This window comes from Thalassorhabdomicrobium marinisediminis, from assembly GCF_003072065.1.
In the GTDB taxonomy this organism is placed as follows: domain Bacteria; phylum Pseudomonadota; class Alphaproteobacteria; order Rhodobacterales; family Rhodobacteraceae; genus Octadecabacter; species Octadecabacter marinisediminis.
Genome location: NZ_QCYG01000010.1, coordinates 71,379 through 94,471 on the forward strand (window position 1 = coordinate 71,379; position 23,093 = coordinate 94,471).

Genomic DNA, 23,093 nt, shown 5'->3' on the forward strand with positions numbered 1-23,093 from the left:
AGGCAATCGGACCCGGGGTCGAGATTTGGAACCAAGCGCCCCGCACCGGGTTGGTCCTATGCCACCGTGCCACGGTGGGTTGCATATGTGGGAGATTGAAGGTGCGCGGTTTGGCGCTACTCAAAAGAATGCTGCAGCGCGGGCTTACAGGGGCCGCGCTTGTTGCCTTGGCCGCCTGTTACGTGCCGGCCGATCCCGAGGGAACCACCGAAGATGTCACCGGATCGACTTTGCGCGTGGGGCTGTTGACCCCAGAGCTGGACCCGCTTGAAGACGAGGTTGTTGCACGGCTGGCGGGCGCTCTGCAGGCCGAGGTTGAGGTGGTCACCGGCGATCCGCACCAGCTTTTCGACCAACTGACGCACGGCGCTCTGCATATCCTTGCGGGGCAGATCCCTTCCGATACCCCCTTTGCCGATCACGCCGCGCTGAGCGATCCTTTGGGGGTGGTGATGACCTATGACGGGGAAGCGGATTGGGTCTTGCTGCTGCGGCGGGGCGAGAACCGGTTTCTTGTGACAGCAAACCGCGCGATCAAGGGGGCCGGGCGATGAAATACGACGTCCCCGATGAGATTGAACGCAAGCTGCGCCGCGCGCAGCGGCTTGAATGGTGGTCGATCTTCTGGTTGGTCACGATCATCGCGGTGATGTATTTCGCCATGGGTTCCAGCCAGGCGATGAAAACCGCCTGGATCGAAGACACGCTCAGCCTGCTGCCGCCGATCCTGTTCCTTCTGGCGCGAAAGTTCGAGGAGAAAGAGCCGACGCGAAAGTATCCGTTCGGGTTCCACCGTGGCGGCTCGCTGGGGTTCTTTCTTGCGGCGTCGTCGCTGGCGGCAATGGGGGGTTATCTGCTCTTCAGTTCTGCGCGGTCGCTGATGATGCAAGAGCATCCGACCATCGGCAATGTGACCCTGTTCGGCTGGGACATCTGGCTGGGCTGGGTGATGGTTGTCGCGCTGATCTATTCGGTGATCCCGCCGGTGATCCTTGGCCGGATGAAAAAGCCGCTGGCCCGCGCGACGATGGACAAGATCCTTTACACCGACGCCGACATGAACGCCGCCGACTGGAAAACCGGGCTGGCCGGGATCGTCGGGGTCATTGGTGTCGGCTTCGGGTTCTGGTGGGCGGACGCGGTGGCGGCGGGGCTGATCTCGCTCGACATCCTGCGCGACGGTATCCGCAACCTGCGGATTTCGGTGGCGGAGTTGCTTGATGGCGCTCCGCGCAAGCTGGACTCGGCCGAGGTTCACCCCATCGTCGACGAGATCAGCGACACTCTGGCGCGCCGCTATCCCGGGCATCGGGCGCGGCTGCGCGAGACGGGCCGTTTCGTGCGCGTCGATCTGGTGCGGCATGATGAGGACGCCACCCCGCCCGAGGCGATCGACAACTGGCGCGTGGTCGAGGTCACGCAGGAGCTTGGCGACAAGGACCTCAGCTAAGCCGCTCGGCTGGAACCTGCGGGCGGGCGCATACGTTGGGAAGGAAGGGGGTATCTCATGCCAAGTTTTCGCGCGCGCACCATCACCAAGCCAATCCATTCCTGGGCCAAAAAAGCCCTGCCGGCCTTGTCCGAGACCGAGGCGGAAGCCCTCGCCGCCGGGGAGGTCTGGTGGGAGAAAGAGCTGTTTTCCGGCAATCCGGACTGGTCCAAGCTGCACGCGGTAAAGGCCCCGAAACTGTCGCCCGAGGAACAGGCGTTCTTCGATGGCCCCGTGCAAGAGTTGTGCGGAATGATCGACGACTGGAAGATCAACCACGAAACCGGCGATCTGCCCGAAGAGGTCTGGCAGTTCCTGCGCGACAAGAAATTCTTCGGCATGATCATCCCGAAAGAGCACGGCGGGCTGGCCTTCTCGGCCTTTGCCCATTCCGAGATCGTGCGCTTTATCTCGACCCGTTCGGTCGCCGCGGCGGTCACGGTCATGGTGCCCAATTCGCTGGGGCCGGGCGAGTTGTTGCACCAGTTCGGCACCGAGGAACAAAAACACCACTGGCTGCCGCGACTGGCCGACGGGCGCGAGCTTCCCGCCTTCGGGTTGACCAGCGCCGAGGCCGGATCGGACGCCGGCGCGATGATCGACACTGGCGTGATCTGCAAAGGACAATGGCAGGGCGAAGAGGTGCTGGGCATCCGGCTCAACTGGGCGAAACGCTACATCACCTTGTCGCCGGTCTGCACCGTGCTGGGGCTGGCGTTCCAACTGCGCGACCCCGATCACCTGCTGGGCGACATCGAGGACATCGGCATCACCTGCGCATTGGTGCCTACGGACCTTGACGGGGTTGAGACGGGGCGGCGGCATATCCCGTCGTCAACCATGTTCATGAACGGGCCGACGACGGGCACGGATGTGTTTATCCCGCTGGATCACATCATCGGCGGCACGGAATATGCGGGCAAGGGCTGGATGATGCTCATGTCCGCGCTTGCGGCGGGGCGAGGGATTTCGCTGCCGTCCATGGGCTGTGCTGCAATTGCGCTCTCGGCCCACACCACCGGCGCCTATGCCCGCATCCGTCAGCAGTTCAACCTGCCGATCGGCAAGTTCGGCGGCGTGCAGGAACGCATGGGGCGTTTGGCGGCAGACGCCTATGCGATGGACGCCGCGCGGCACCTGACCTGCGCCGGGCTGGACGAGGGCCGCGCACTTTCGGTGATTTCCGCGATCATGAAGCTGCACGCGACCTTCAAAATGCGCGAGGCGCTGAACGATGCGATGGATGTGCATTCCGGCAAGGCGGTGATCGACGGGCCGTCGAATTACCTGCTGCCGCTCTACCGCGCCGTGCCCATCGGCATCACCGTCGAGGGCGCGAACATCGTCACCCGCAGCCTGATTATCTTCGGGCAAGGCTCGATCCGCGCGCATCCGCATATGCTCGACAACATGTTCGCGCTGCAAGAACCCGACGATGAGGTCTCGCTCGAGAAGTTCGACAAGTCGTTCTGGGCGCACGTGGGCCACACGACGAAAACCATGGGCCGCGCCTTCGGGCGGGCGCTCACCGGCGGGCGATTTGCACCAGCCCCCGACGCGGGGGCTGCGACGCCGATCTATCGCCAGTTGGCGCGTTGGTCGGCGGCCTATGCGCTGACGGCGGACGTGCTGTTCCTGACGCTCGGCGGTGCGCTGAAACGCAAAGAGATGATTTCGGGCCGGATGGGCGATGTCCTCTCCGAGATGTATATCCTGTCCGCCGCCCTGAAACGGTGGGAGGACGAGGGCCGGCAAGAGGCGGACCTGCCCGTGCTGCGCTACGCCGCTGCGGGCGGCCTGCACCGGATACAGACCGGTTTGGACGAAGTGGTGGCGAACATGCCGACCCGCTGGGCCGCATGGCTCCTGCGCGCGATCACCCTGCCGGGGGCGACAACGCGCCGACCCGATGACCGGCTGACCGAGGCCTGCAGTGACCTGCTCTACACCCCCTCCGCCGCGCGCGACCGGATCACGGGGCGCTTGCACGAAGGGTGCCAGCGCGACGGGGTGCAACTGCTCAACGCCTGTTTCGCCAAGGTGAGCGAACTGGCCCCCGTGATGAAACGCCTGCGCGAGGCCCGCAAGACCCCGCAAGAGGCTTTGGACGCAGGGCTGCTGAGCGAGGCCGATTTCGCCCGGATCGAAGAAATGCAGACGCTGGTCGATCAAGTTATCGCGGTCGATGAATACTCGCGCGAGGAGTTCGCCGCACTTTTCCCAGCCCCATCGTCCGACACGCCAAACACCAAGGAGGCCGCAGAATGAACGACGCAAACCGCAACAGGGTGTTTCTGGTGGACGGGGCGCGGACGCCCTTCCTCAAGGCGCGGTCGGGGCCGGGGCCGTTCACGCCGGTCGATCTGGCCGTGCAATGCGGCCGCCCCCTGTTGGCGCGGCAGAGCTTTGATCGCAGCCTGCTGGACCTTGTGATCCTCGGCTGTGTCAACGTGATCGCGGACGAGATGAACCCCGCCCGTGTTGCCGCCCTGCGGCTGGGCCTGCCGGAACGGATGGTGGCCTTTACGGTGCAGATCAACTGCGGCTCGGGGATGCAAAGCCTCGACACCGCCTATCGCTACATCCGCGACGGGTCACACCAGATGGTGCTTGCCGGCGGGGCAGAGGCCCTCTCTCACGCGCCGCTGACCCTGCGCCAGTCCGCGGTCGAATGGTTCGGCCAAATGAACGCCGCCAAAGGGCCGCTGGAACAGGCCCGTGCCATGAAGGGGCTGCGGCCCGAGTTCTTCAAGCCCGTTGTCGGGCTGGAGCGTGGGCTGACCGATCCGATCACCGCGCTCAGCATGGGCCAGACGGCCGAGGTTCTGGCGCACCGCTTCGACATCGACCGCAAGGCGGCGGACATGTATGCCATGCAAAGCCACCACCGCCTTGCCGCCGCGCAGGACGAGGGGCGGTTGAAGGGTGAAGTCATGCCCGCCTTCGCGCGCGACGGTTCGGTTTATGACCACGACGACGGCGTCCGCCCCGACAGCGATATGGAAGGTCTGGCCAAGCCCAAACCGGTCTTCGAGCCGCCTTACGGCAAGGTCACGGCGGGCAACTCAAGTCAGATCACCGACGGCGCAAGCTGGTGCATTCTGGCCTCGGAACGCGCGGTTGAGGAACACGGGCTCGCGCCGCTGGCCGAAATAACCGACAGCGAATGGGCCGGGCTCGATCCGTCGATCATGGGGCTGGCCCCCGTGCTGGCGGCGACGCCCATCGTGCAGCGGCAGGGCCTGAGCCGTGAGGATATCGACCTGTGGGAGCTGAACGAAGCCTTCGCGGCGCAGGTCTTGTCGTGCCTTGCCGCATGGGACGACGCCGAATTCTGCCGCGAGATACTGGGCCTCGACGGTGCCTTTGGCCGGATCGACCGCGACCGGCTGAACGTCGATGGCGGGGCGATCTCGCTGGGCCATCCGGTGGGCACAAGCGGCAACCGTATTGTGCTGCATCTGGCGAACGCGATGAAAGAGCGCGGGGCGAAACGCGGGATCGCGACCGAGTGCATCGGCGGCGGTCTGGGCGGTGCGATGATGTTGGAGGCTGCGTGATGACCGGACGTGTATTGAGCCATCTGGGCGAAACCAGGCTTGAGCTGGGGCCTGTCGAGCCGGGGCCCGGACCATGGCGCAGCGCGCGGGACGCCGACAATGTGCTGTGGCTGGTGCTTGACGTGGACGGCAGCAGCATGAACACCATCTCGGAAGAGGTTATTCGCGCACTCGATTCCGCGTTGCAAGACGCCGAGGCAGATCTGCCGAAAGCCGTGGTGATCCGCTCCGGCAAGGTCGCAGGCTTCGCTGCCGGGGCCGACATCACCGGGTTCGAAAAAATGTCCAGCACCGGCGCGACTGAAATGCTGCAAGAGGCGCATCGCGTGCTCGACCGGCTCGAGGCTTTGGACTGCCCGACGATCTGCGTGGTCCACGGTGCCGCCCTTGGCGCGGGGTTCGAGATTGCTTTGGCTTGCGATTACCGCATCGCTACGCCGGGCGCGTCCTTCGGCCTTCCGGAAGTGCAGCTTGGCCTGCATCCGGGGCTGGGTGGCACCTTCCGTCTGCCTGCGCTGATCGGCCCGACTGAGGCGATGACCCTCATGCTCACCGGCAAGACGGCGCATACGAAACGGGCGAAATCCTTGGGCATTGCCGATCTGGTGGTGGAAGAGCGCCACATCGCCGCCGCCATCGCTTCGGTGATCGACGGTGAGGTGAAACCCGCCGCCTCGGGCTTCACCGCGCGCGCCTTCGGCTTTGATCCCGCGCGCAGTCTGGCTGCTCGCAAGATTCGCAGCGAGACCGAGAAGAAGGCCCCTGCGAAACACTATCCCGCCCCCCATGCCTTGATCGACCTGTGGGAGGAATACGGCGACGACCGCGACCGGCTGCAAAAGGCCGAGACCGACAGCTTCGCACTGCTGCTGCGCTCCGAAGCCTCGCGCAATCTGCGGCGGGCGTTCTTTCTGCGGCAGGGCCTGAAAGACGCGGGCCGGGGAGAGGATGGCATCACCCACGTCCACGTGATCGGCGCGGGTTCCATGGGCACTGAGATTGCCGCCATGGCCGCAATCCGGGGCAAACAGGTGAGCCTTGGCGATCTGTCGGAAGAGGCGCTCGGGCAAGCGGTGAAACGCACCGCCGAGATCTGCAAGGACAAACACCTCGACAGCCTCGAAACCCGCGACGCGCTGGACCGCCTGATGCCGGACCCCAATGGTTACGGATTGGCTCAGGCCGATCTGGTGATCGAAGCGGCAAGCGAGGATGCCGAGGTCAAGGCGAAGATTTTCAAGGGTTTGAAGGGCAAGCTGAAGAAGGACGCCATCGTGGCGACCAATACCTCAAGCCTGTCGGTGGACGATCTGGCGGCGAACGCGCCTGCGAAGTCGCGCTTTGCCGGGCTGCATTTCTTCAACCCGGTCTCGAAAATCGATCTGGTCGAAGTGGTGCGCGGCACCGCCACCAGCGACAAGACGGTGCAACGGCTGGCTGCCTTCTGCGGGGCCATCGGCAAACTGCCCGCAAGGGTGGCCGACAGCCCCGGTTTCGTCGTCAACCGGATGCTGGTCCCCTACATGCTGGAAGCAATGGTGCTGATGGATGAGGGCGTCTCGAAAGAGGTGATCGACACCGCTGCTTTGCGCTTCGGGATGCCCATGGGTCCGGTGACGCTGGCCGATCAGGTGGGGCTGGATATCGGGCTGCACGTGGCCGAAAGCCTGAGCGACAGCCTCGAGACGAAAATGCCCCCCATCAGCGACGATCTCAAACGGCGGGTCGAGGCGGGCGATCTGGGCAAAAAGACCGGCAAGGGATTCTACGACTGGTCGAAAGGCACGCCGCATCCGGATGCCGATCTTGAGGATGCGCCCGACGATCTGCGCGACCGGCTGATCCTGCCGATGCTCAACGCCGGGGCCGAGGGGCTGCGCCGCAACGTGGCCAAATCCGCCGACCAGATCGACGCCGCAATGATCTTCGGCACCGGCTGGGCACCGTTCCGCGGCGGGCCCATGTGCTACGCGCAAACGCGCGGCATCGACGACGTGGTGCGCCGCCTGAGAGAGCTTGAAGCCGCCCACGGGCCCCGCTTCGCTCCCGACGACGGATGGTCGCGCTTTGCCTGACGACGGGTCCACGTTCCGCGACGCTACCGCCCTCGCGCGGGACATCTTCGACCGCACGGACGGAGAGGTGCGGCTGGCGCTCCCCCTTGGGTTGGGAAAGCCGATCACGCTGGTCAACGCGCTGACCCGCATGGCCGCCGACGATCCGTCCCTGTCGCTGACCATCTTCACTGCACTCACCCTACAACGGCCACGCCCCTCGTCGGACCTCGAAGACCGCTTCCTCGGTCCGGCGATGGAGCGGCTTTTCGGCAACGCGCCGCCGCTCGCCTATGCCAAGATGATCCACGAAGGCACCTTGCCCGACAACATCACCGTCTCGGAGTTCTTCTTTCAGGCGGGCGCGTGGCTGGGCAACGACTACGCGCAGCGGCACTATATCCCCGCCAACTACACCCATGCGCGCGACGTGCTCATGGCGCGAAAGCCTAACGTTCTGGTGCAACTGATGCCACGGCAGGGCGACCAGTTCAGCCTGTCGTGCAACACCGACATTTCCGCCGACCTGTTCGCGGCGCGGGCCGCCGGTGAGATGGATTTCATCGCCGTGGCGGAGGTCTGCGACGCGCTGCCCTTCATGGGCGGCCCTGCGGTGATCACCGCAAAGGAGGTGGCACTGGTTCTTGATCCGCCCACGCAGATCGACCTGTTCTCTGCCGTGCGCCGCCCGGTGTCCGACGCGCAACACGCCATCGGCCTGCATGTGTCACGGCTGGTTGAGGATGGCGGCACGCTGCAGATCGGCATCGGAGCGATTGGCGACGCCGTGGCCCATGCGTTGCTGCAACGGGACCGTGGCACGCTTGGCCCGGTCTGGTCGGATGCGCCGGTGCCGCTGCAGGGCGACGGGATCGCGCCTTTTGATGAGGGGCTCTATGCGGTGACCGAAATGCTCGTCGGCGGGTTGGTCGCCTTGTTCGAGGCTGGCATGATCCGGCGCGAGGTTGCGGGGGCGGCGATCCACGCGGGCTTCTTCGTCGATGCGCGCGACATGTATGAACGCCTGCGCGCCATGCCCCGGCCCCAGCGGGACAAGATCGAAATGCGCCCTGTGAGCTTCACCAACGCGCTCTACGGGGATGAAGCGGCAAAACGGGCCGCGCGGGTCAAGGCGCGTTTCGTCAACGGGGCGATGCAGGTGAACCTGCTGGGCGACGCCATGTCCGACGCCGCCAAACCGGGACAGGTGGTCAGCGGCGTGGGCGGGCAGTTCAACTTCTTCGAACAGGCTTTCGCGCTCGACGACGCCCATGCGGTGCTCACCCTGCCGGCCACGCGCACGTCCGGGGGCGAGACCTCGTCGAATATCGTCTGGCAGGTTCCCGTGGTCACAGTGCCACGGCACATGCGCGATATCGTGGTGACGGAATACGGCGCGGCGTTCCTGCGCGGTCAGACCGATGAAGAGGCGATCAAACGGTTGATCTGCATCGCCGACAGCCGGTTTCAGGCCGAATTGGTGACGCAGGCGCAAGAGGCCGGCAAGCTTGCGCCCGATTGGCAGGTCCCCGCTGCGCATCGCCAGAACACGCCTCAGGCCATCGCCGCATGGCGCGCAACGCACCGGGACCTCTTGCCGGATTATCCTCTTGGCACGGACTTCACCGCGATCGAGCAGGCGCTTCTGCCCTGTCTTGAAGTCCTGTCCAACGCCGCCGGTCGCAAACGGGACTTAGCGGGGCTTCTTGCAGCCTCACTCACCGCGCCCGCCCATCCGCAAGAGGGTGCGATGATGCGCCGTATGGGCTATGATCCCGCGCCGAAATTGACCGAGCCGTTGCAGGCCCGCGCCCTGCGGGGCGCCATGCGCAAGGTCGCGGCCTGCACGCTTTGAGGGCCACATGGAACTTTGCCTGCCGGTCCCGCGTTTTCCTGTAATTACAGGGAGACTTCGACGACGGGAGGCCGGACATGACCGGGACACAGGCGCGCGCACATCACACCACCAAAGGCACGATCGGACATTGGTGGACCCTTTTCATGGCAGCGGTGCTGAGCGTCATCGGCCTTCTGCTCGCGGTCGGCGGCGTCTGGCTCGCCACCCTCGGAGGGTCCTGGTATTATCTGATCGCCGGTCTGGGTCTCGTCCTGGCCGGCGTTTTGCTGTTCGGCAGCCATATCGGCGGGTTCTGGATCTACGTTCTGGTCTATATCGGCACCTGGATCTGGGCCGTGTGGGAGGTCGGGATGGACCTTTGGCCGCTGGTGCCTCGGGTCGTGGCGCCTACGGTTCTGCTGATTCTTTTGCTGTTCTGCCTGCCGTATCTGCACCGCGCCAAACGGTTCGGCCTGCAGCGCGGCATCGCGGCGGCCCTGACAGGATTGGCGCTGGTGGGGTTTGGCGCGCCCGAGGTGCAGGCGCAAGAGGGCGATACTGTTCCCGTGACGGAGCCCGCCGAGCAGGCTGACCCCGAAGCACCCGGGACGCCGGAAGCGGAAGCGCCCCAAGCCGCGAGCGAACCCGACGCAACCGCTGAGGGCGACACCCCGCCTGATGCCACCCCAACCGCTGCCGACACCGCGCCAGACACCGGCCTTGCCCGCGCGCCGCAGCCTCCGTTCGAGATCGGCGCGGATTGGCCGGCCTATGGCGGCACCTATGCCGCGACCCGCTATTCCCCCCTCAATCAGATCACCCGCGAGAATGTCGGTCAGCTTGAAGAGGCTTGGCGCTATCGCACCGGCGACATGCCCACCGATGACGCGGCCTACAGCCCCGAGAACACGCCCCTGAAGGTCGGCGACAGCCTCTATCTGTGCTCTGCCAAGAACATCCTGATCGCGCTGGATGCAAAAACGGGGCGCGAGGAATGGCGCTTCGATCCCGGCGTGTCCAACGACGCGATCCCCTACGGCGCGACCTGCCGCAGCGTGGTCTATTACGAGGCCGCGGACCTTGACGACGACGCCCTGTGCAAGACCCGCGTGATCGAGGCGACGATCGACGTGCGCCTGATCGCGGTCGATGCGCAAACCGGCCAGTTGTGCCCGGACTTTGGCCGCGAAGGCATGGTCGATCTGAACGAAGGTCTGGGGGACACGGTGCCCGGCTGGTATGCCATGACCTCACCCCCCACCGTGGTGCGCGGCGTTCTGGTGGTCGGTGCGCAGGTCTCCGATAATGAGGCCGAGGACGCACCCTCGGGCGTGGTGCGCGGCTACGATGTGGTCACCGGTGAGCTCGCCTGGGCCTGGGATCTCGGCAACCCCGACCGCACCGGTGCCCCACCAGAAGGCGAGGTTTACACCCGTGGCACGCCCAACATGTGGACCATCGCCGCCGGAGACGATGACCTCGGGCTGGTTTATCTGCCCATGGGCAACAGTTCGGTCGATTACTACGGCGCGAACCGGACCGAGGCCGAGAACGAGTATTCCACATCGCTGGTGGCTCTCGACGTGACCACGGGCAAGCCTGCGTGGCACTTCCAGACCGTGCATTACGACGTCTGGGATTACGACCTCGGCTCGCAACCCACCTTGCTGGATTTCCCCACGGACGAGGGGCCCGTGCCCGCACTGGTCCTGCCCAGCAAGCAAGGCCAGATCTACGTGCTGGATCGCGCCACAGGCGAACCCCTGCACCCGGTTGAGGAACGCGAGGTGCCCATCGGCGGGGTCGAGCCTGAGAACCTGTCGCCCACCCAGCCCTATTCCGGCTATGCCGCGTTGAACCAGCCGCCGCTGACCGAAAAGGACATGTGGGGGATGTCCCCGCTGGACCAGCTTTGGTGCCGCATCCAGTTCCGCCGCGCCTACTACGAGGGCGAATACACGCCGCCCTCGGTTGAGCGCCCGTGGATCCAGTATCCCGGCTACAACGGCGGCTCGGACTGGGGCAGCATCGCGGTGGACACCGACCGGGGCATTATCATCGCCAACTACAACGACATGCCCAATTTCAACCAGTTGATCCCCCGCGAAGAAGCGGACGCCCGTGGCTTGCGGCCGATCAACGAAGGCGGCAGCGACGAGGGCGCGCAGGGCGCTCCGCAAGCGGGCGCGCCCTATGCCATCGACGTCAACGCGGGCTGGCGTTTGCCCACCGGATTGCTGTGCAAGGAGCCGCCCTATGGCGGTATCCGGGCGATCGATCTGGAAACCGGAGAGACGCTCTGGGATCAGCCGATCGGCACCGCCCGCAACAACGGCCCCTTCGGCATTCCGTCGCGCCTGCCGCTGCGGATCGGCACCCCGAACAACGGCGGCCCGATCATCACCGCCGGTGGGCTGGTGTTCATTGCCGCCACCACAGATGATCTGTTCCGCGCCATCGACATCGAGACAGGTGAGGTCCTGTGGGAGGTCGTGCTGCCCGCAGGGGGCCAGACCACTCCGATCACCTATGAGCAAGACGGCGAGCAATACGTCGTCATCTCGCCCGGTGGACATCACTTTATGGAAACGCAGGTGGGGGATTACGTGATCGCCTACAAACTGCCCGGTGGCGAATAACACCGTGAAAGGGGAACGCATCCATGGTGGAGGCGGAACAGGATAAGCATGCGGGCCCGGAGGGCGAGACCGAGCTCAAGCGGGTGATGGGCCCCGGGCTGCTGCTGTTGTTCATCGTCGGCGACGTCCTTGGGACGGGCATTTACGCGCTGACGGGCAAGGTCGCCGGAGAGGTGGGCGGCATCGTCTGGTTGCCGTTCCTTGTGGCCTTCGTTCTGGCGGCGGTGACCGCCTGCAGCTATCTGGAACTGGTGACGAAATACCCCCGCGCCGCGGGGGCCGCGCTCTACACACACAAGGCGTTCGGCGTGCACTTCCTGACCTTTCTGGTGGCCTTCGCAGTCATGTCTTCGGGCATCACCTCGGCCTCGACCGCTTCGCGCGCCTTTGCCGAGAACTTCGGTGAGAGCATCGGCTTCGGCACGGGGGCCTTCGGGGTTACGACTGTCGGGCTGGTGTTCATGGCGATCATCGCGGCGGTGAACCTGCGCGGCGTCGGCGAAAGCGTGAAGATGAACGTCGTCTTCACCTGTATCGAGCTGTCGGGCCTTGTCATCATCATCCTGATCGGGGCTTGGGCGCTGACGGACGGACAGGGGGATTTCGCCCGCGCCTTCGACTTCAGCGACGTGGGCGAAAAGGGCATCTTCTGGCCCGTCATCGCGGCCACCACGCTGGCTTTCTTCGCCATGGTGGGATTCGAGGATTCGGTGAACATGGCGGAGGAATCGAAGAACCCGACCAGGATTTTCCCCAAGGTCCTGCTGGGCGGGCTGGTGTTGACCGGCATCATCTATCTGCTGGTCTCGATCACCGCCATCGCCCTTGTCGACGCCGACAGCCTGAGCGAGGGCGCAACCCCGCTTCTCAAGGTGGTCGAGGTCGGCGCGCCGTGGTTGCCGCTGAGTGTGTTCGGGATCATCACCATGTGCGCCGTGGCCAATTCCGCGCTGATCAACATGCTCATGGCCTCGCGCCTGCTGTATGGCATGGCGAAAGAGAATGTGTTGCCTGCGGTGCTGGGCAAGGTCCTGCCTAACCGCCGGACGCCCTGGATCGCGATCCTGTTCACCACCGCGCTGGCCGCCGCACTCATCACCTTTGTCGGCGCGGTGCCCGCCTTGGGCGGCACCACGGCGCTGTTGCTGCTGGCGGTCTTTGCGGTGGTGAACGTGGCCGTGCTGGTGCTGCGCTCCGACACCGTTGAGCATGAGCATTTCACCGCGCCGTTCGGTCTGCCCTATCTTGGCGCGGCCAGTTGCGCCTTCTTTGTCGGGCCGTGGACCGGTCGCGATCCGGTGCAATATCTGATCGCTGGTGTCTTGCTGGGGTTGGGTGTGGCGCTTTGGGGTGGCACGGTCGCCTATATGAAATCCAAGGGCAAGACGCCCGGCATCGACGATGCAGAACATCTGGCTGAGTGACGGAATGGGGCAGGGACGACGACAGCACAATTGGAAAAGCCACGCCGCTTTGACGGGGATTCTGTTGCTGGCGGGTTGCGGCAGCGGGCGGCAATCGGTGCTGAATCCTGCGGGCGACGACGCGCTGATGCTGTTCGATCTGGCGCGGGTGATGTTCATCGGCGCGCTGATCCTGTGGCTGCTGGTTGCCGCGCTCTTCATCTATGTCACCCGCATCGCCCCGCGCGAGTTTTCGCGCTGCAGCGCCGAGCGGCTGATCGTCGGCGGCGGGGTGATCTTTCCGGTGCTGTTGCTGGGCGCGCTGCTGATTTACTCCCTGCCGCTCATGTCCTCGCAACGAGAGGCGGACGACGGGCTTGAGGTCCAGATCACCGCCGAGCAATGGTGGTGGCGGGTTAATTACGTCCTGCCCAACGGCGACACGATCACCTCGGCCAATGAGTTGCGGCTACCCGTGGGCGCGCGCACGGGGCTCCGGCTCAACGCGCATCGGGTGATCCATTCGTTCTGGGTGCCCGCCCTGGGCGGCAAGACCGATATGATCCCGGGGCGCGAGACCTTCATGTCCCTCAAGCCCGAAACCCCCGGCATCTATCGCGGCCAATGCGCGGAGTTCTGCGGTGCCTCGCACGCCTTGATGGCCTTCGAGGTCGTGGCGATGGAGCCCGAGGCGTTTGCCGCATGGCTTGCCGCCGAAGCCGCCGACGCGGTGCCGCCGCAAACGCCGCTCGCCCGGAAGGGGGCCGGGGTCTTCGCGCGCGAGGGGTGCGGCGGCTGCCACACCGTGCGCGGCACGGATGCGCAGGGGCAGGTGGGGCCGGACCTGACCCATGTGGGCAGCCGGGTGTCGCTTGGCGCGGGGATCCTGCCCGACGGGGTCGAGGATTTCGCGAACTGGATCGCCCACACCGAAGACCTGAAGCCAGAGGTCGCCATGCCGACCTATGATTACCTGAGCGACGGCGACCTCACCGCGCTTGCCACCTATCTGGAAGGGTTGGAATGACCGAAAAGCTGCACATGCCCGCCCCCGAAGGCCCCTATCCCCCGACGGAGGAAATGCTGTCGGTTCCGGTCCCGCATGAGGAGCAGGAGCGGGGCAAGGCAGAACTGCGCGCGGCGTGGAAAACCCCCACCGGCTGGCGCTACTGGTCGGCGGTCAACAACACCGAGGTGGGCGTCTGGTATACGCTCACCGCCTTTGGTTTCATGCTGCTGGCCGGATTGCTGGCGCTGGCGATGCGGGTGCAACTGGCGTTCCCGGGGATGGAGTTCCTTGACGCCGACCGCTTCAACCAGTTCTTCACCATGCATGGCTCGGCGATGATGTTCCTGTTCGCCGTGCCCATGTTCGAGGCGATCTCGATCCTGCTGCTGCCCGCCTTCGTTGGCTCCCGCGACATGCCCTTCCCGCGCCTGTCCGCCTATGGCTACTGGTGTTTCCTGATCGGCGGCATCTTCGTCATGGGCTCTCTGCTGTTTGACGCAGGGCCCAAGGCGGGCTGGTTCATGTATCCGCCGCTGGCCACCAAGGACGAAGGGATCGGGCCGGACGTCTGGCTTTTGGGCCTGTCGTTTATCGAGGTCGCCAGCATCGCGGCGGCGGTGGAATTGATCGTCGGCGCGCTCAAATGCCGCCCGCCGGGGATGCGCGTCAACCTGATGCCGCTTTACGCGTGGTACGTGCTGGTCGTGGGCGGCATGATCCTGTTCGCCTTCCCGCCGCTGATCGCGGGAGACTTTTTGTTTGAGCTGGAACGCTCGTTCGACTGGCCCTTCTTCGATCCGACGCGGGGCGGTGACCCGATGCTCTGGCAGCACCTGTTCTGGATTTTCGGCCATCCGGAGGTCTATATCGTTTTCCTGCCGTCCATCGCCGTGGCCGCGATGATCGTCCCCACGGTCGCGCAGCGCCCGATGGTCGGCTATTCGTGGATCGTGCTGAGCGCCGTGGGCACCGGCTTTCTGTCCTTTGGCCTCTGGGTGCACCACATGTTCACCACCGGCTTGCCGCAGATCTCGCTGGGGTTCTTTTCGGCCGCGTCCGAGGCGGTGGTGATCCCCACGGGCATCCAGCTGTTCGCCTTTGTCGCGACCCTGATGGTCGGGCGCGTGAAAATGAGCCTGCCGATGCTCTGGATCGCGGGCGCGCTGGCGATTTTCGTAGCAGGCGGGCTCACAGGAGTGATGCTCGCCATCGTGCCGTTCAACTGGCAGGTCCATGACACCTATTTCATCGTCGCCCACCTGCATTACACGATTTTCGGCGGCATGGTCTTTCCGGTGATCGCGGGGGTCTATTACTTCTACCCATTCTTCGCCAAGAAACTCCTGTCCGAGCGTCTGGGCCGCTGGTCTTTCTGGCTGATCTTCAGCGGGTTCAACATCACCTTCCTGCCGATGCATATGACGGGCCTTCAAGGCATGCCGCGCCGCGTCTTCACCTATCCCGAAGACAGCGGCTGGGCGCTGCTCAACCTCGTCTCGACCGTGGGCGCGTTTATCATCGCGGCGGGTTTTGCGGTGTTTTTATATGATCTTTTGCGCTCCAAGAAGCATCAGGGCCAAATTCCCCGCAACCCGTGGGGCGCGGGCACGCTGGAATTTTCTCACGACGTCCCCGAGGAGTCTTGGGGCGTCCGGTCGATCCCCTATATCCGCAGCCGCTATCCCCTGTGGCAGCAGGACAAGATCGTTGAGCGAATGGACGCAGGGCGGTTCTATCTGCCCGATGCGCCGGACCACCAGCGCGAAACCATCGTCACCAGCGTGATCGACGCCAAGCCGCTTTACGTGCAGCCGATCACCGGGCCTGCGTGGATCTGCATGTTGGCGGCGGTGTTCACGGGCGGGGCGTTCATTTTCCCGACGTTCCACATCTACACGCCCGCGATCGTCTGCGCCGCTTTCGCCATCGTCTGCGTGTGCTACTGGCTTTGGACGGCCACCGCGCGGCCGCCCCGATCGAACATGCGCGACGCGGGGTTGGGGCTGCGCCTGCCGACCTATGCCTCGGGCCCGAACACGGTGGGCTGGTGGGCCATGTGGATCACCATGCTGGGGGATTCCACGGCCTTTGCCTCGCTCGTGTTCGGGTTCTTCTTCTACTGGACCGCGCGACCCGACTTCCCGCCCGCCGGGGCCGAGCACGCCATTGGCCTTTGGGTGGCGCTGGCGGCTTTGTTGCTGGTGGTGTCCTGGGCCGCGACGCTTACAGCGCGTGAAGTGAACCACCGCGGGCACGTGAACGCGGCCCGGTTGGCGCTCTGCGTGGCCATCGCCGCTGCCCTTGGCGGGGCGGGGGCGGCCTATCTGGCGGTGGCCGACCTTGATCCGACGTCCCATGTCTATCCGGCGATCCTCTGGGCGCTTATGGTCTGGCTGGTGGTGCATGTCGGCGCGGGCGTCATCATGCAGGGCTATTGTCTGGCCGGAAGCCTCGCCGGGAAGTTGACGCCGCTGTATGACGCGGACCTGCACAACGTGGCCCTGTTCTGGCACTTCATCGGCCTGAAGGCGCTCGTCACGGCAGCGGTGCTGGGCCTTGTTCCGGGGTGGCTGACGTGACCGACATCAACAAACATGAAGAGCAGAAACGTTTTCGCGCCGAAGCGACCAGCCTGTGGAAAATCACCTTCGGCCCGCTGGTCTGGGCGGTGCATTTCGTGGCGACCTACGGGCTGACGGCGCTGACCTGCGCCAAGGGTTGGCCGCTGGACCCGCTGCGCATCGGCGTGGGGGTCGGCACGGTGCTGGCGCTGGCGGGCATCCTCTGGCTGGGGTGGGGCGCTTGGGCGCAATGGGACACCCTGCGCGACCGCGAATGGGAGAATGACGCCCCGACCGACGAAGACCGCCATCAGTTCCTTGGGCATGCGGCCTTTCTGCTGTCGATTATTTCTTTCATCGGGGTCGTCTACGTGGCCCTGCCGATCCTTCTGTTCGGGTCCTGCCAATGAAGGCCGCTTTGGGATATGCCGGGGTCGCGGGGCTGGCGGCTCTGTGGCTGCTCCCGTGGGAGGTTTGGTTCGCCACCGATTTCCCCCTGCACATGGTGCGCCACATGGGTCTGGTCGCCGTGATCACGCCGCTTCTGGTGCTGGGGTTTCCGGCCCTGGGCACGGCCTTCGCGCTGTCGCCCTTGGCCGGCGCGGTGATCGAGTTCCTTGTCGTCTGGGGCTGGCACGTGCCTGCGCTGCACGGCGCGGCGGACGGCGGCGGGTGGGCGTTTGTGGCGGAACAGGGCAGCTTCCTTCTGGCGGGGTTGCTGGTCTGGGGTGGTGCGCTGCGCGGCGGGCAGCCGCTGGCCGGGGCCGGGGCGCTGCTGCTCACCTCGATGCATATGACGCTGCTCGGGGCGCTGATGATCCTTGCCCCCCGTGACCTTTACGCCGCGGTCTGTGGCCGTCTGCCTGATCTGGGCGGGCAACAGTTGGGCGGGTTGTTGATGCTCGGCATCGGCACGCCAATCTATCTGGTCGCCGGTCTCGCGCTGGTCGGACAGGCGTTGCAGCCGGAAAGGAGCACCGCATGAGACAGGTTTTATGGACCCTTGCGACCTTGGCCGGACTGGCCGTTCTCGGCGCCGCGGCGGTGATCGGGTTCGGGCTTTACAACACCTCGGCCCGGGGCGCGCATCTGCCCGGCATCGGCTGGGCGCTGCATACGACCTTCAAGCAATCGGTGCGCCTGCGCGCCCCTGCCACCGAAGAAGTGCCGGCGGATCTGCGCCATCCGGACCGCGCAGCCCTTGGCGCCTTGCATTATCAAAACGCTTGCGCCTTCTGCCACGGCTTCCCCGACGCGGCCCGCCCCGCCACGGCGATGGCGATGAACCCGCGCCCGCCCCATGTGACCGAAGCGGTGGCCGATTGGGACGCCCGACACATGGGCTGGATCGTGCAAGAAGGCGTGAAGATGAGCGGCATGCCCCATTGGCCTGCCGAGGGACGCGAGGATGAAGTCTGGTCGGTGGTCTCCTACCTCATGGCGATCAAGGAAGGGACGGAACTGCCGCCGCGCCCCGCCTCTGCGACCTGCACCGCTTGTCATGGAGAGGACGGCGACACCACGAACGCCTATATCCCCCGGTTGGATCTGCTGACCCCGGATCAAATCGCGCAGGCCTTGCGGCACTACCGCAGCGGCGCGCGGGAAAGCGGCATCATGGCCGCCGTGGCGCGCGACCTTGAGGATGCTGAGATCGCCCGCGCCGCCCGCGCCTTTGGCCGGTCCGACCCCGCGCCAGCGCCGATCCCGGACCCGGAGGCTCCGGCGGCGCTGCTGGCCACGCGCGGCACCGGTGATGTGCCCGCCTGCACCGCTTGCCACGGCCCCGAACGGGACGCGGAGGCCCCCATTGCGCCGGTGATCACCGGGCAGAACGAAGGCTATCTGCGCGCGCAGCTTCGGCTCTGGCGCGACGGGGCGCGGGGCGGCGGGGTGCGCGCCGAACTCATGCGCAAGGCCGCGCAAGACCTCACGGATGCCGAGATCGACAACCTTGCCGCGTTTTTCGCGGGCCTCGCCCCCGCCGAACCCTGATCTAATCCCCCGTGGGCACGCCGTTTGCGCCATTGTCCCCTTGAAACCCGTCTGATTTCCGGTTCAAGTCGCCGCCGATCCATTCTGCGCGGGCGGAAGGACGGACGCCGAACAGGAGGGCGGATGCGACACGGGTTTCTCAGGATCTGCCGTTGGCTTGACCGGCTGACCACATGGATCTGCGCCAGCGCCTGTGCGGTGCTGACCGGCGCGGTTCTGGCCATCGTCATCCTGCGGTTCGGCTTCGACAGCGGCTTCGTGAAACTGCAAAACCTCGCGGGCTATTCCTTCGCGGTGCTGCTGATCCTGTCGCTGCCCTATTGCCTGCGGCGCGGGGGCCACGTGCGGGTTGAGGTGCTGTCGGAACGGCTTCCCGCAGGCTACGGGCGTGTGGCGGACTGGGTGGCGCTGGCTCTGTTCATCGTGCCGGTGTTCGGCCTGCTGGTCTGGGCCTGGCTGCCCGATCTGGCCTACAGCTGGCGCATCCGAGAGGGCGCGATCGAGACCGGCGGCCTGGGCGGTATCTTTCTGATCAAATCCATGCTGCCGCTGGCCGGTGCGCTGATGATCCTGCAAGGGCTTGCCGTGTTGCTCGATCCGCGGTTGACCGACCAATGAGCGCGCACGAGGGCTATCTTCTGGCGATGGTGCTGGCGCTGTTCGCAGGCATCCTGAGCGGCATCCCGGCGATGTTGGCCATTGCGGGCGTGCCGCTGGTGATGGCGGTGATCGGCAGCTTCACCGGCGTCTTCGATCTGGGGTTCCTGAGCTTCTTTCCCGCGCGGGTTTACGGCGTGATGTCGAACCCGTTGCTGATGGCGGTGCCGCTGTTCGTGCTGATGGGCGTGCTGCTGGAAAAATCGCGACTGGCGGAAAGCATGCTCGACGTGCTGGGCCGGATGCTGGGTGGCTCACCGCGAGGCATGGGGCTGTCGGTGCTGGTGTTTTCCGCGATCATCGCGGCCTCGACCGGGATCGTCGGGGCGACGGTCGTGATGCTGGTGCTGATCGCCCTGCCCACGATGCGGCAGGCGGGGGTTCCCAAGAGCCTCTCGGCCGGAATCATCTGCGCCTCGGGGACGCTGGGGCAGATCATCCCGCCGTCGATCCTGCTCGTGCTCTTGGGCGACCAGATCGGCAACACCTATCTTGAGGCGCAGCAGAAAGCGGGCAATTTCGCGCCGGACCCGGTCTCGGTCGGTGACCTGTTCGCCGGGGCCCTGTTGCCCGGTCTGATGCTGGTGGGCCTTTATGGGCTGTATATTTTCGTGCGGCTGCGGCCCACGGCGCGCGGCGTCATCGCGCCCGCCACCAAACGCCCCGTGCGGCGGCGCGAAATCCTGTCGAGTTTCGCACCGCCGTTGTTGCTGATCCTGTCGGTGCTGGGCTCTATCCTTGGCGGGATCGCCACCACCACGGAGGCCGCAGGGCTGGGCGCGGTCGGCGCGTTGATGCTGGCGGGCTATCGCAGCGGCGTGGCGGGCACAGGCCGGGTGCTAGTGCTGGCCGCCGTGGCCGCCGCCTTTGCCCTGATGGCGCTGCGCCTGTTCAGCGATTCCCGGACCGAGGCCACGGGCCTTGCGATCTTTGCGGCGGGGCTTGCCCTGATGCTGGTGCTGGGGGTGATCGTAGCGGGCGCACGGCTGTGGGCCAGTGGCACGCTGCAGACGGCCGTGGGCGATACGGTGCGCATCTCAGGCATGGTCTTCGGCATCGTGGTCGCGGCCTCGATGCTGGCTTTGGTGTTCCGCGGCTTCGGCGGCGATGAGCTCGTGACCCAAGCCATGGCCGCAGTGCCCGGCGGCACATGGGGTGCGCTGGCGATGGTGTTGCTTGTTGTGTTCCTATTGGGGTTCATCCTCGAAGCGGTCGAGATCATCTATATCGTCGTGCCACTGCTGGGACCGCCCATTCTCGGCGGAGACATCTCTCCGGTGTGGTTCGGTCTGCTGCTGGCGATGAACCTGCAGACCAGCTTCCTTACGCCGCCATTTGGCTTCGCGTTGTTCTACTTCCGCTCAACCGCGCCGCGCGACATCACCACGGGCGACATTTATCGCGGGGTTGCACCCTTTGTGGCGCTGCAGCTTCTGGGGCTTGGCCTGCTGATCGCCTTCCCGGCGCTGGCCACATGGCTGCCGCGTCTGGTCTTCGGTCCGTGAACCCCCTACGACTTATGCAACCGATTTGAAGGAAAAGGGAGAATTTCCATGAAACGCAGAACTTTCATCGCCTCGGGGCTGGGCGTGACCGCCGCCGCAGGCAGCCTTGCGGCGCCCGCGCTGGCGCAGGGCAATATCGAATGGAACCTGCCCACCGCGTTCCCCAAGAACGCCCCCGGCGTCGGCTCCAACGTGGTCAATTTCGCGCAGAAGGTCGCAGAGATGTCCGACGGACGGCTCAGCTTCAAGGTCTTCGGGGCCGGTGAACTGGTGCCCCCCTTCGCGGTCGAGGATGCAGTGCAGCAGGGCAACGCGCCCGTGGGCCACGGTCCGACCTATTACGCGGCGGGCAAGAACCCGGCGCTGCACTGGTTCACCGCCGTGCCCTTCGGCATGACCGCAGGTGAACAGGTGGCCTGGCTGAAATACGGCGGCGGGCAGGAGATCTGGGACGACATCTACGCCCAGCGGGATCTGGTGCCCTTCTACTGCGGCAACTCCGGCACCCAGTCCGCCGGCTGGTTCAAGAACGAGATCAACAGCGTTGACGACCTCAAAGGCCTCAATATGCGCATCGCCGGTCTGGGCGGTGAGGTTTTCCGCAAGCTTGGCGTGAACGCGGTGCTGATGCCCCCGCCCGAGATTTTCCAGGCGCTGCAGTCCGGCGCGATCGATGCGGCCGAATGGGTCGGCCCGATGCTGGATCAGGCCTTCGGTCTGCAAAAGATTACCAAGCTGTGCTACCTGCCCGCGCTGGTCGAACCGGGCGCAGGCCTGTCGGTGGTGTTCAACAAGGATGCCTGGGCCGAGCTGTCGCCCGATCTGCAAAGCATCGTGCGCAACGCCGCCGCTGCCGCTGCGCTCGAGAACCACGCGAACTTCGACTATCACAACGCGCAAGCCATGGCCGCGCTGAAAGCCGATGGCGTCGATTTCCGCGCGTTCAACGATGATATTGTCGACGCCATGCGCACCGCCTGGCTTGAGGTGCAGGACGAGCTGACCACGCAAAGCGAAGACGTCGCCCGCGTGCGCGAAAGCTACGACGCCTATCTGGAAAGCGCGCGGGATTATGCCAGCGCGATGGCTCTGCCCATGCTCTCTGGGCGCAGCTGAATCGCAAAACGGTCAGGCCGGGGCTTCCGGCCTGACCGCTTCTGAACGCTTTGAGACGGGTTTCAGGCTGTCCGGTTCTCGGCCATCCGCGCGAGACCTGCTGCGAACGCACTCACCTCCATGTCTTCCTTCAACGCCCGCAGGAAAAACGCCTGCTGGGTTTCCGGCGCAAGGCCTCCGGCCGGGGGATCACGATCCAGATTGGTCGGGAAGGAATAGCCCTCGGCCGTGGCGGCGATGGCAGCCTTCAGCGCGGCGGGGCTCAGGTCGCTTGTGTCATGGGCCCGTTTCGCATGGGGGAAAAGCGTGCGGCACATGCCGTCACGATCGACCGATTCCATCGCCCGCCCGAAGGCCGAAGAGACCTGCAACAGATTGGCCATGCGGTGGATGTCGGCGCTGGTGTTGGCCCCGGCTGCGTGGAACAGCGCCGGATTGAAGAAAACCGCGTCGCCCTTGGCCAAGGGCACCTGCACGCAACGCGCCTCGAACAGCGCGCGAAAATCGTCACGTCGCCATGCGGCGTAGCCCGCGCGATACTGTTGCGAGAAGGGCAAGAGCTTGGTCGGCCCGCTTTCAACCGGCATATCGCAATGGGCCACCGCCCCTTGCAGGGTCAGAGCCGGGGAGAGGTCGTGCACGTGGGCGGGATAGGCGGTGCTGACCTCAGCGCTTTGGAAGCCAAGGTGATAGTCCCGATGCGCCTGCTGCGCGGCCCCGCCGGGATGCACGAGATTGATCTGCGCCGTCATCTGGTAGTTCGGGCCAAGCCAGGCTTCGCAGACCGCGGCTATGGCCTCATTGGCGAAATAGCGCAGGAACAGCTCGGGGGCGGCTTCGCACAACTTCTGCAGCGCGTTCCAGATCCGGTCGTTCGATCCTGCCGCGGCAAAATGGTCCGCGCCGCCGCCGGAACCCGCTTTCTCCTCTGCGATGATCTGCTCGTAGACCTGCGTGGCCTGATCAAGAACGTCAGTCTCCGCATAGGCCCCTTTGAGGACCAGCACACCGGCCCCGGACAAAAGCCCCTGTGCCCATTCCGCCATGAGGGTCTGTCCCGCCGCCGGATCCCCCAGCTTCGCCGCCAGATGCCCCATGTCATAAAGGGGGATATTGGCGACGATCTCGCTGGCCTGTGGCACCGTCGCCGGGTCCAGCGTTTGCCCGATCAGCGCCTCGAAATCTGCGATCTCGCAGGCCTCCGGCTCAAAATACCCTGACGTTTGCGGCTGATGATCCTTCATCCCAGACCCTCCTTGCTAAAGAAA

The 23,093-nt window shown here is 65.4% G+C and carries 17 protein-coding genes; 16 read left to right on the plus strand and 1 reads right to left on the minus strand.

Annotated features, from left to right (window positions below):
• The first annotated feature begins 110 nt into the window (after positions 1-110).
• The 16 genes from DC363_RS14860 to DC363_RS14935 all read left to right on the plus strand — a co-directional run bounded on the left by DC363_RS14860 (position 111) and on the right by DC363_RS14935 (position 21,825).
• Positions 111-554: an enoyl-CoA hydratase gene (locus tag DC363_RS14860; protein ID WP_146180799.1), complete on the plus strand. Its 444-nt coding sequence runs from the start codon at positions 111-113 to the stop codon at positions 552-554.
• Positions 551-1,450: a cation efflux transmembrane domain-containing protein gene (locus tag DC363_RS14865; RefSeq protein ID WP_108641945.1), complete on the plus strand. Its 900-nt coding sequence runs from the start codon at positions 551-553 to the stop codon at positions 1,448-1,450. The genes DC363_RS14860 and DC363_RS14865 overlap by 4 nt, the downstream gene beginning before the upstream one ends.
• Positions 1,451-1,507: 57 nt before the next feature.
• On the plus strand, positions 1,508-3,757 hold the full coding sequence (locus tag DC363_RS14870; protein ID WP_108641946.1) for an acyl-CoA dehydrogenase: 2,250 nt from the start codon (positions 1,508-1,510) through the stop codon (positions 3,755-3,757).
• The gene (locus DC363_RS14875; RefSeq protein WP_108641947.1) at positions 3,754-5,049 is read left to right on the plus strand and encodes an acetyl-CoA C-acetyltransferase; all 1,296 of its coding nucleotides are present in this window, start codon (positions 3,754-3,756) and stop codon (positions 5,047-5,049) included. The genes DC363_RS14870 and DC363_RS14875 overlap by 4 nt, the downstream gene beginning before the upstream one ends.
• Entirely contained in the window at positions 5,049-7,124 is a 2,076-nt protein-coding gene (locus DC363_RS14880) for a 3-hydroxyacyl-CoA dehydrogenase NAD-binding domain-containing protein (protein ID WP_108641948.1), read from the plus strand. Before DC363_RS14875 ends, DC363_RS14880 begins: the two co-directional genes overlap by 1 nt.
• Positions 7,117-8,958 (plus strand): acetyl-CoA hydrolase/transferase C-terminal domain-containing protein, encoded by a 1,842-nt coding sequence (locus DC363_RS14885; protein WP_108641949.1) that lies wholly within the window; start codon positions 7,117-7,119, stop codon positions 8,956-8,958. Before DC363_RS14880 ends, DC363_RS14885 begins: the two co-directional genes overlap by 8 nt.
• Positions 8,959-9,035: 77 nt before the next feature.
• On the plus strand, positions 9,036-11,579 hold the full coding sequence (locus tag DC363_RS14890; protein ID WP_241963026.1) for a membrane-bound PQQ-dependent dehydrogenase, glucose/quinate/shikimate family: 2,544 nt from the start codon (positions 9,036-9,038) through the stop codon (positions 11,577-11,579).
• Positions 11,580-11,602: 23 nt separating this feature from the next.
• The gene (locus DC363_RS14895) at positions 11,603-13,003 is read left to right on the plus strand and encodes an APC family permease (protein WP_108641950.1); all 1,401 of its coding nucleotides are present in this window, start codon (positions 11,603-11,605) and stop codon (positions 13,001-13,003) included.
• 4 nt (positions 13,004-13,007) lie between these two features.
• Positions 13,008-14,009, plus strand: coding sequence for a cytochrome c oxidase subunit II (gene coxB / locus DC363_RS14900; protein ID WP_108641951.1), 1,002 nt, complete (start codon positions 13,008-13,010; stop codon positions 14,007-14,009).
• Entirely contained in the window at positions 14,006-16,570 is a 2,565-nt protein-coding gene (gene ctaD / locus DC363_RS14905; protein WP_108641952.1) for a cytochrome c oxidase subunit I, read from the plus strand. The genes coxB and ctaD overlap by 4 nt, the downstream gene beginning before the upstream one ends.
• Positions 16,567-16,962, plus strand: a complete 396-nt coding sequence (locus DC363_RS14910; RefSeq protein ID WP_108641991.1) for a hypothetical protein — start codon at positions 16,567-16,569, stop codon at positions 16,960-16,962. The genes ctaD and DC363_RS14910 overlap by 4 nt, the downstream gene beginning before the upstream one ends.
• Entirely contained in the window at positions 16,959-17,537 is a 579-nt protein-coding gene (locus tag DC363_RS14915) for a cytochrome c oxidase assembly protein (protein WP_241963027.1), read from the plus strand. Before DC363_RS14910 ends, DC363_RS14915 begins: the two co-directional genes overlap by 4 nt.
• Positions 17,534-18,547, plus strand: coding sequence for a c-type cytochrome (locus DC363_RS14920; protein WP_108641953.1), 1,014 nt, complete (start codon positions 17,534-17,536; stop codon positions 18,545-18,547). Before DC363_RS14915 ends, DC363_RS14920 begins: the two co-directional genes overlap by 4 nt.
• A gap of 123 nt (positions 18,548-18,670) precedes the next feature.
• Positions 18,671-19,165: a TRAP transporter small permease subunit gene (locus DC363_RS14925; protein ID WP_108641954.1), complete on the plus strand. Its 495-nt coding sequence runs from the start codon at positions 18,671-18,673 to the stop codon at positions 19,163-19,165.
• Positions 19,162-20,709, plus strand: coding sequence for a TRAP transporter large permease (locus DC363_RS14930; protein ID WP_108641955.1), 1,548 nt, complete (start codon positions 19,162-19,164; stop codon positions 20,707-20,709). Before DC363_RS14925 ends, DC363_RS14930 begins: the two co-directional genes overlap by 4 nt.
• A 48-nt stretch (positions 20,710-20,757) precedes the next feature.
• Entirely contained in the window at positions 20,758-21,825 is a 1,068-nt protein-coding gene (locus DC363_RS14935) for a TRAP transporter substrate-binding protein (protein ID WP_108641956.1), read from the plus strand.
• A gap of 62 nt (positions 21,826-21,887) precedes the next feature.
• On the opposite strand, the gene DC363_RS14940 is transcribed toward DC363_RS14935, so the two are convergent.
• The gene (locus tag DC363_RS14940; protein ID WP_108641957.1) at positions 21,888-23,069 is read right to left on the minus strand and encodes a phytanoyl-CoA dioxygenase family protein; all 1,182 of its coding nucleotides are present in this window, start codon (positions 23,067-23,069) and stop codon (positions 21,888-21,890) included.
• Positions 23,070-23,093 lie beyond the last annotated feature (24 nt).

What these genes read in the sequence shown, in the direction of transcription:
- DC363_RS14865 (WP_108641945.1), top strand. Translation starts at nt 551, where the DNA reads ATGAAATACGACGTCCCCGATGAGATTGAACGCAAGCTGCGCCGCGCG.
- DC363_RS14870 (WP_108641946.1), top strand. Translation starts at nt 1,508, where the DNA reads ATGCCAAGTTTTCGCGCGCGCACCATCACCAAGCCAATCCATTCCTGG.
- DC363_RS14875 (WP_108641947.1), top strand. Translation starts at nt 3,754, where the DNA reads ATGAACGACGCAAACCGCAACAGGGTGTTTCTGGTGGACGGGGCGCGG.
- DC363_RS14880 (WP_108641948.1), top strand. Translation starts at nt 5,049, where the DNA reads ATGACCGGACGTGTATTGAGCCATCTGGGCGAAACCAGGCTTGAGCTG.
- DC363_RS14890 (WP_241963026.1), top strand. Translation starts at nt 9,036, where the DNA reads ATGACCGGGACACAGGCGCGCGCACATCACACCACCAAAGGCACGATC.
- DC363_RS14895 (WP_108641950.1), top strand. Translation starts at nt 11,603, where the DNA reads ATGGTGGAGGCGGAACAGGATAAGCATGCGGGCCCGGAGGGCGAGACC.
- coxB (WP_108641951.1), top strand. Translation starts at nt 13,008, where the DNA reads ATGGGGCAGGGACGACGACAGCACAATTGGAAAAGCCACGCCGCTTTG.
- ctaD (WP_108641952.1), top strand. Translation starts at nt 14,006, where the DNA reads ATGACCGAAAAGCTGCACATGCCCGCCCCCGAAGGCCCCTATCCCCCG.
- DC363_RS14915 (WP_241963027.1), top strand. Translation starts at nt 16,959, where the DNA reads ATGAAGGCCGCTTTGGGATATGCCGGGGTCGCGGGGCTGGCGGCTCTG.
- DC363_RS14920 (WP_108641953.1), top strand. Translation starts at nt 17,534, where the DNA reads ATGAGACAGGTTTTATGGACCCTTGCGACCTTGGCCGGACTGGCCGTT.
- DC363_RS14925 (WP_108641954.1), top strand. Translation starts at nt 18,671, where the DNA reads ATGCGACACGGGTTTCTCAGGATCTGCCGTTGGCTTGACCGGCTGACC.
- DC363_RS14930 (WP_108641955.1), top strand. Translation starts at nt 19,162, where the DNA reads ATGAGCGCGCACGAGGGCTATCTTCTGGCGATGGTGCTGGCGCTGTTC.
- DC363_RS14935 (WP_108641956.1), top strand. Translation starts at nt 20,758, where the DNA reads ATGAAACGCAGAACTTTCATCGCCTCGGGGCTGGGCGTGACCGCCGCC.
- DC363_RS14940 (WP_108641957.1), bottom strand. Translation starts at nt 23,069, where the DNA reads ATGAAGGATCATCAGCCGCAAACGTCAGGGTATTTTGAGCCGGAGGCC.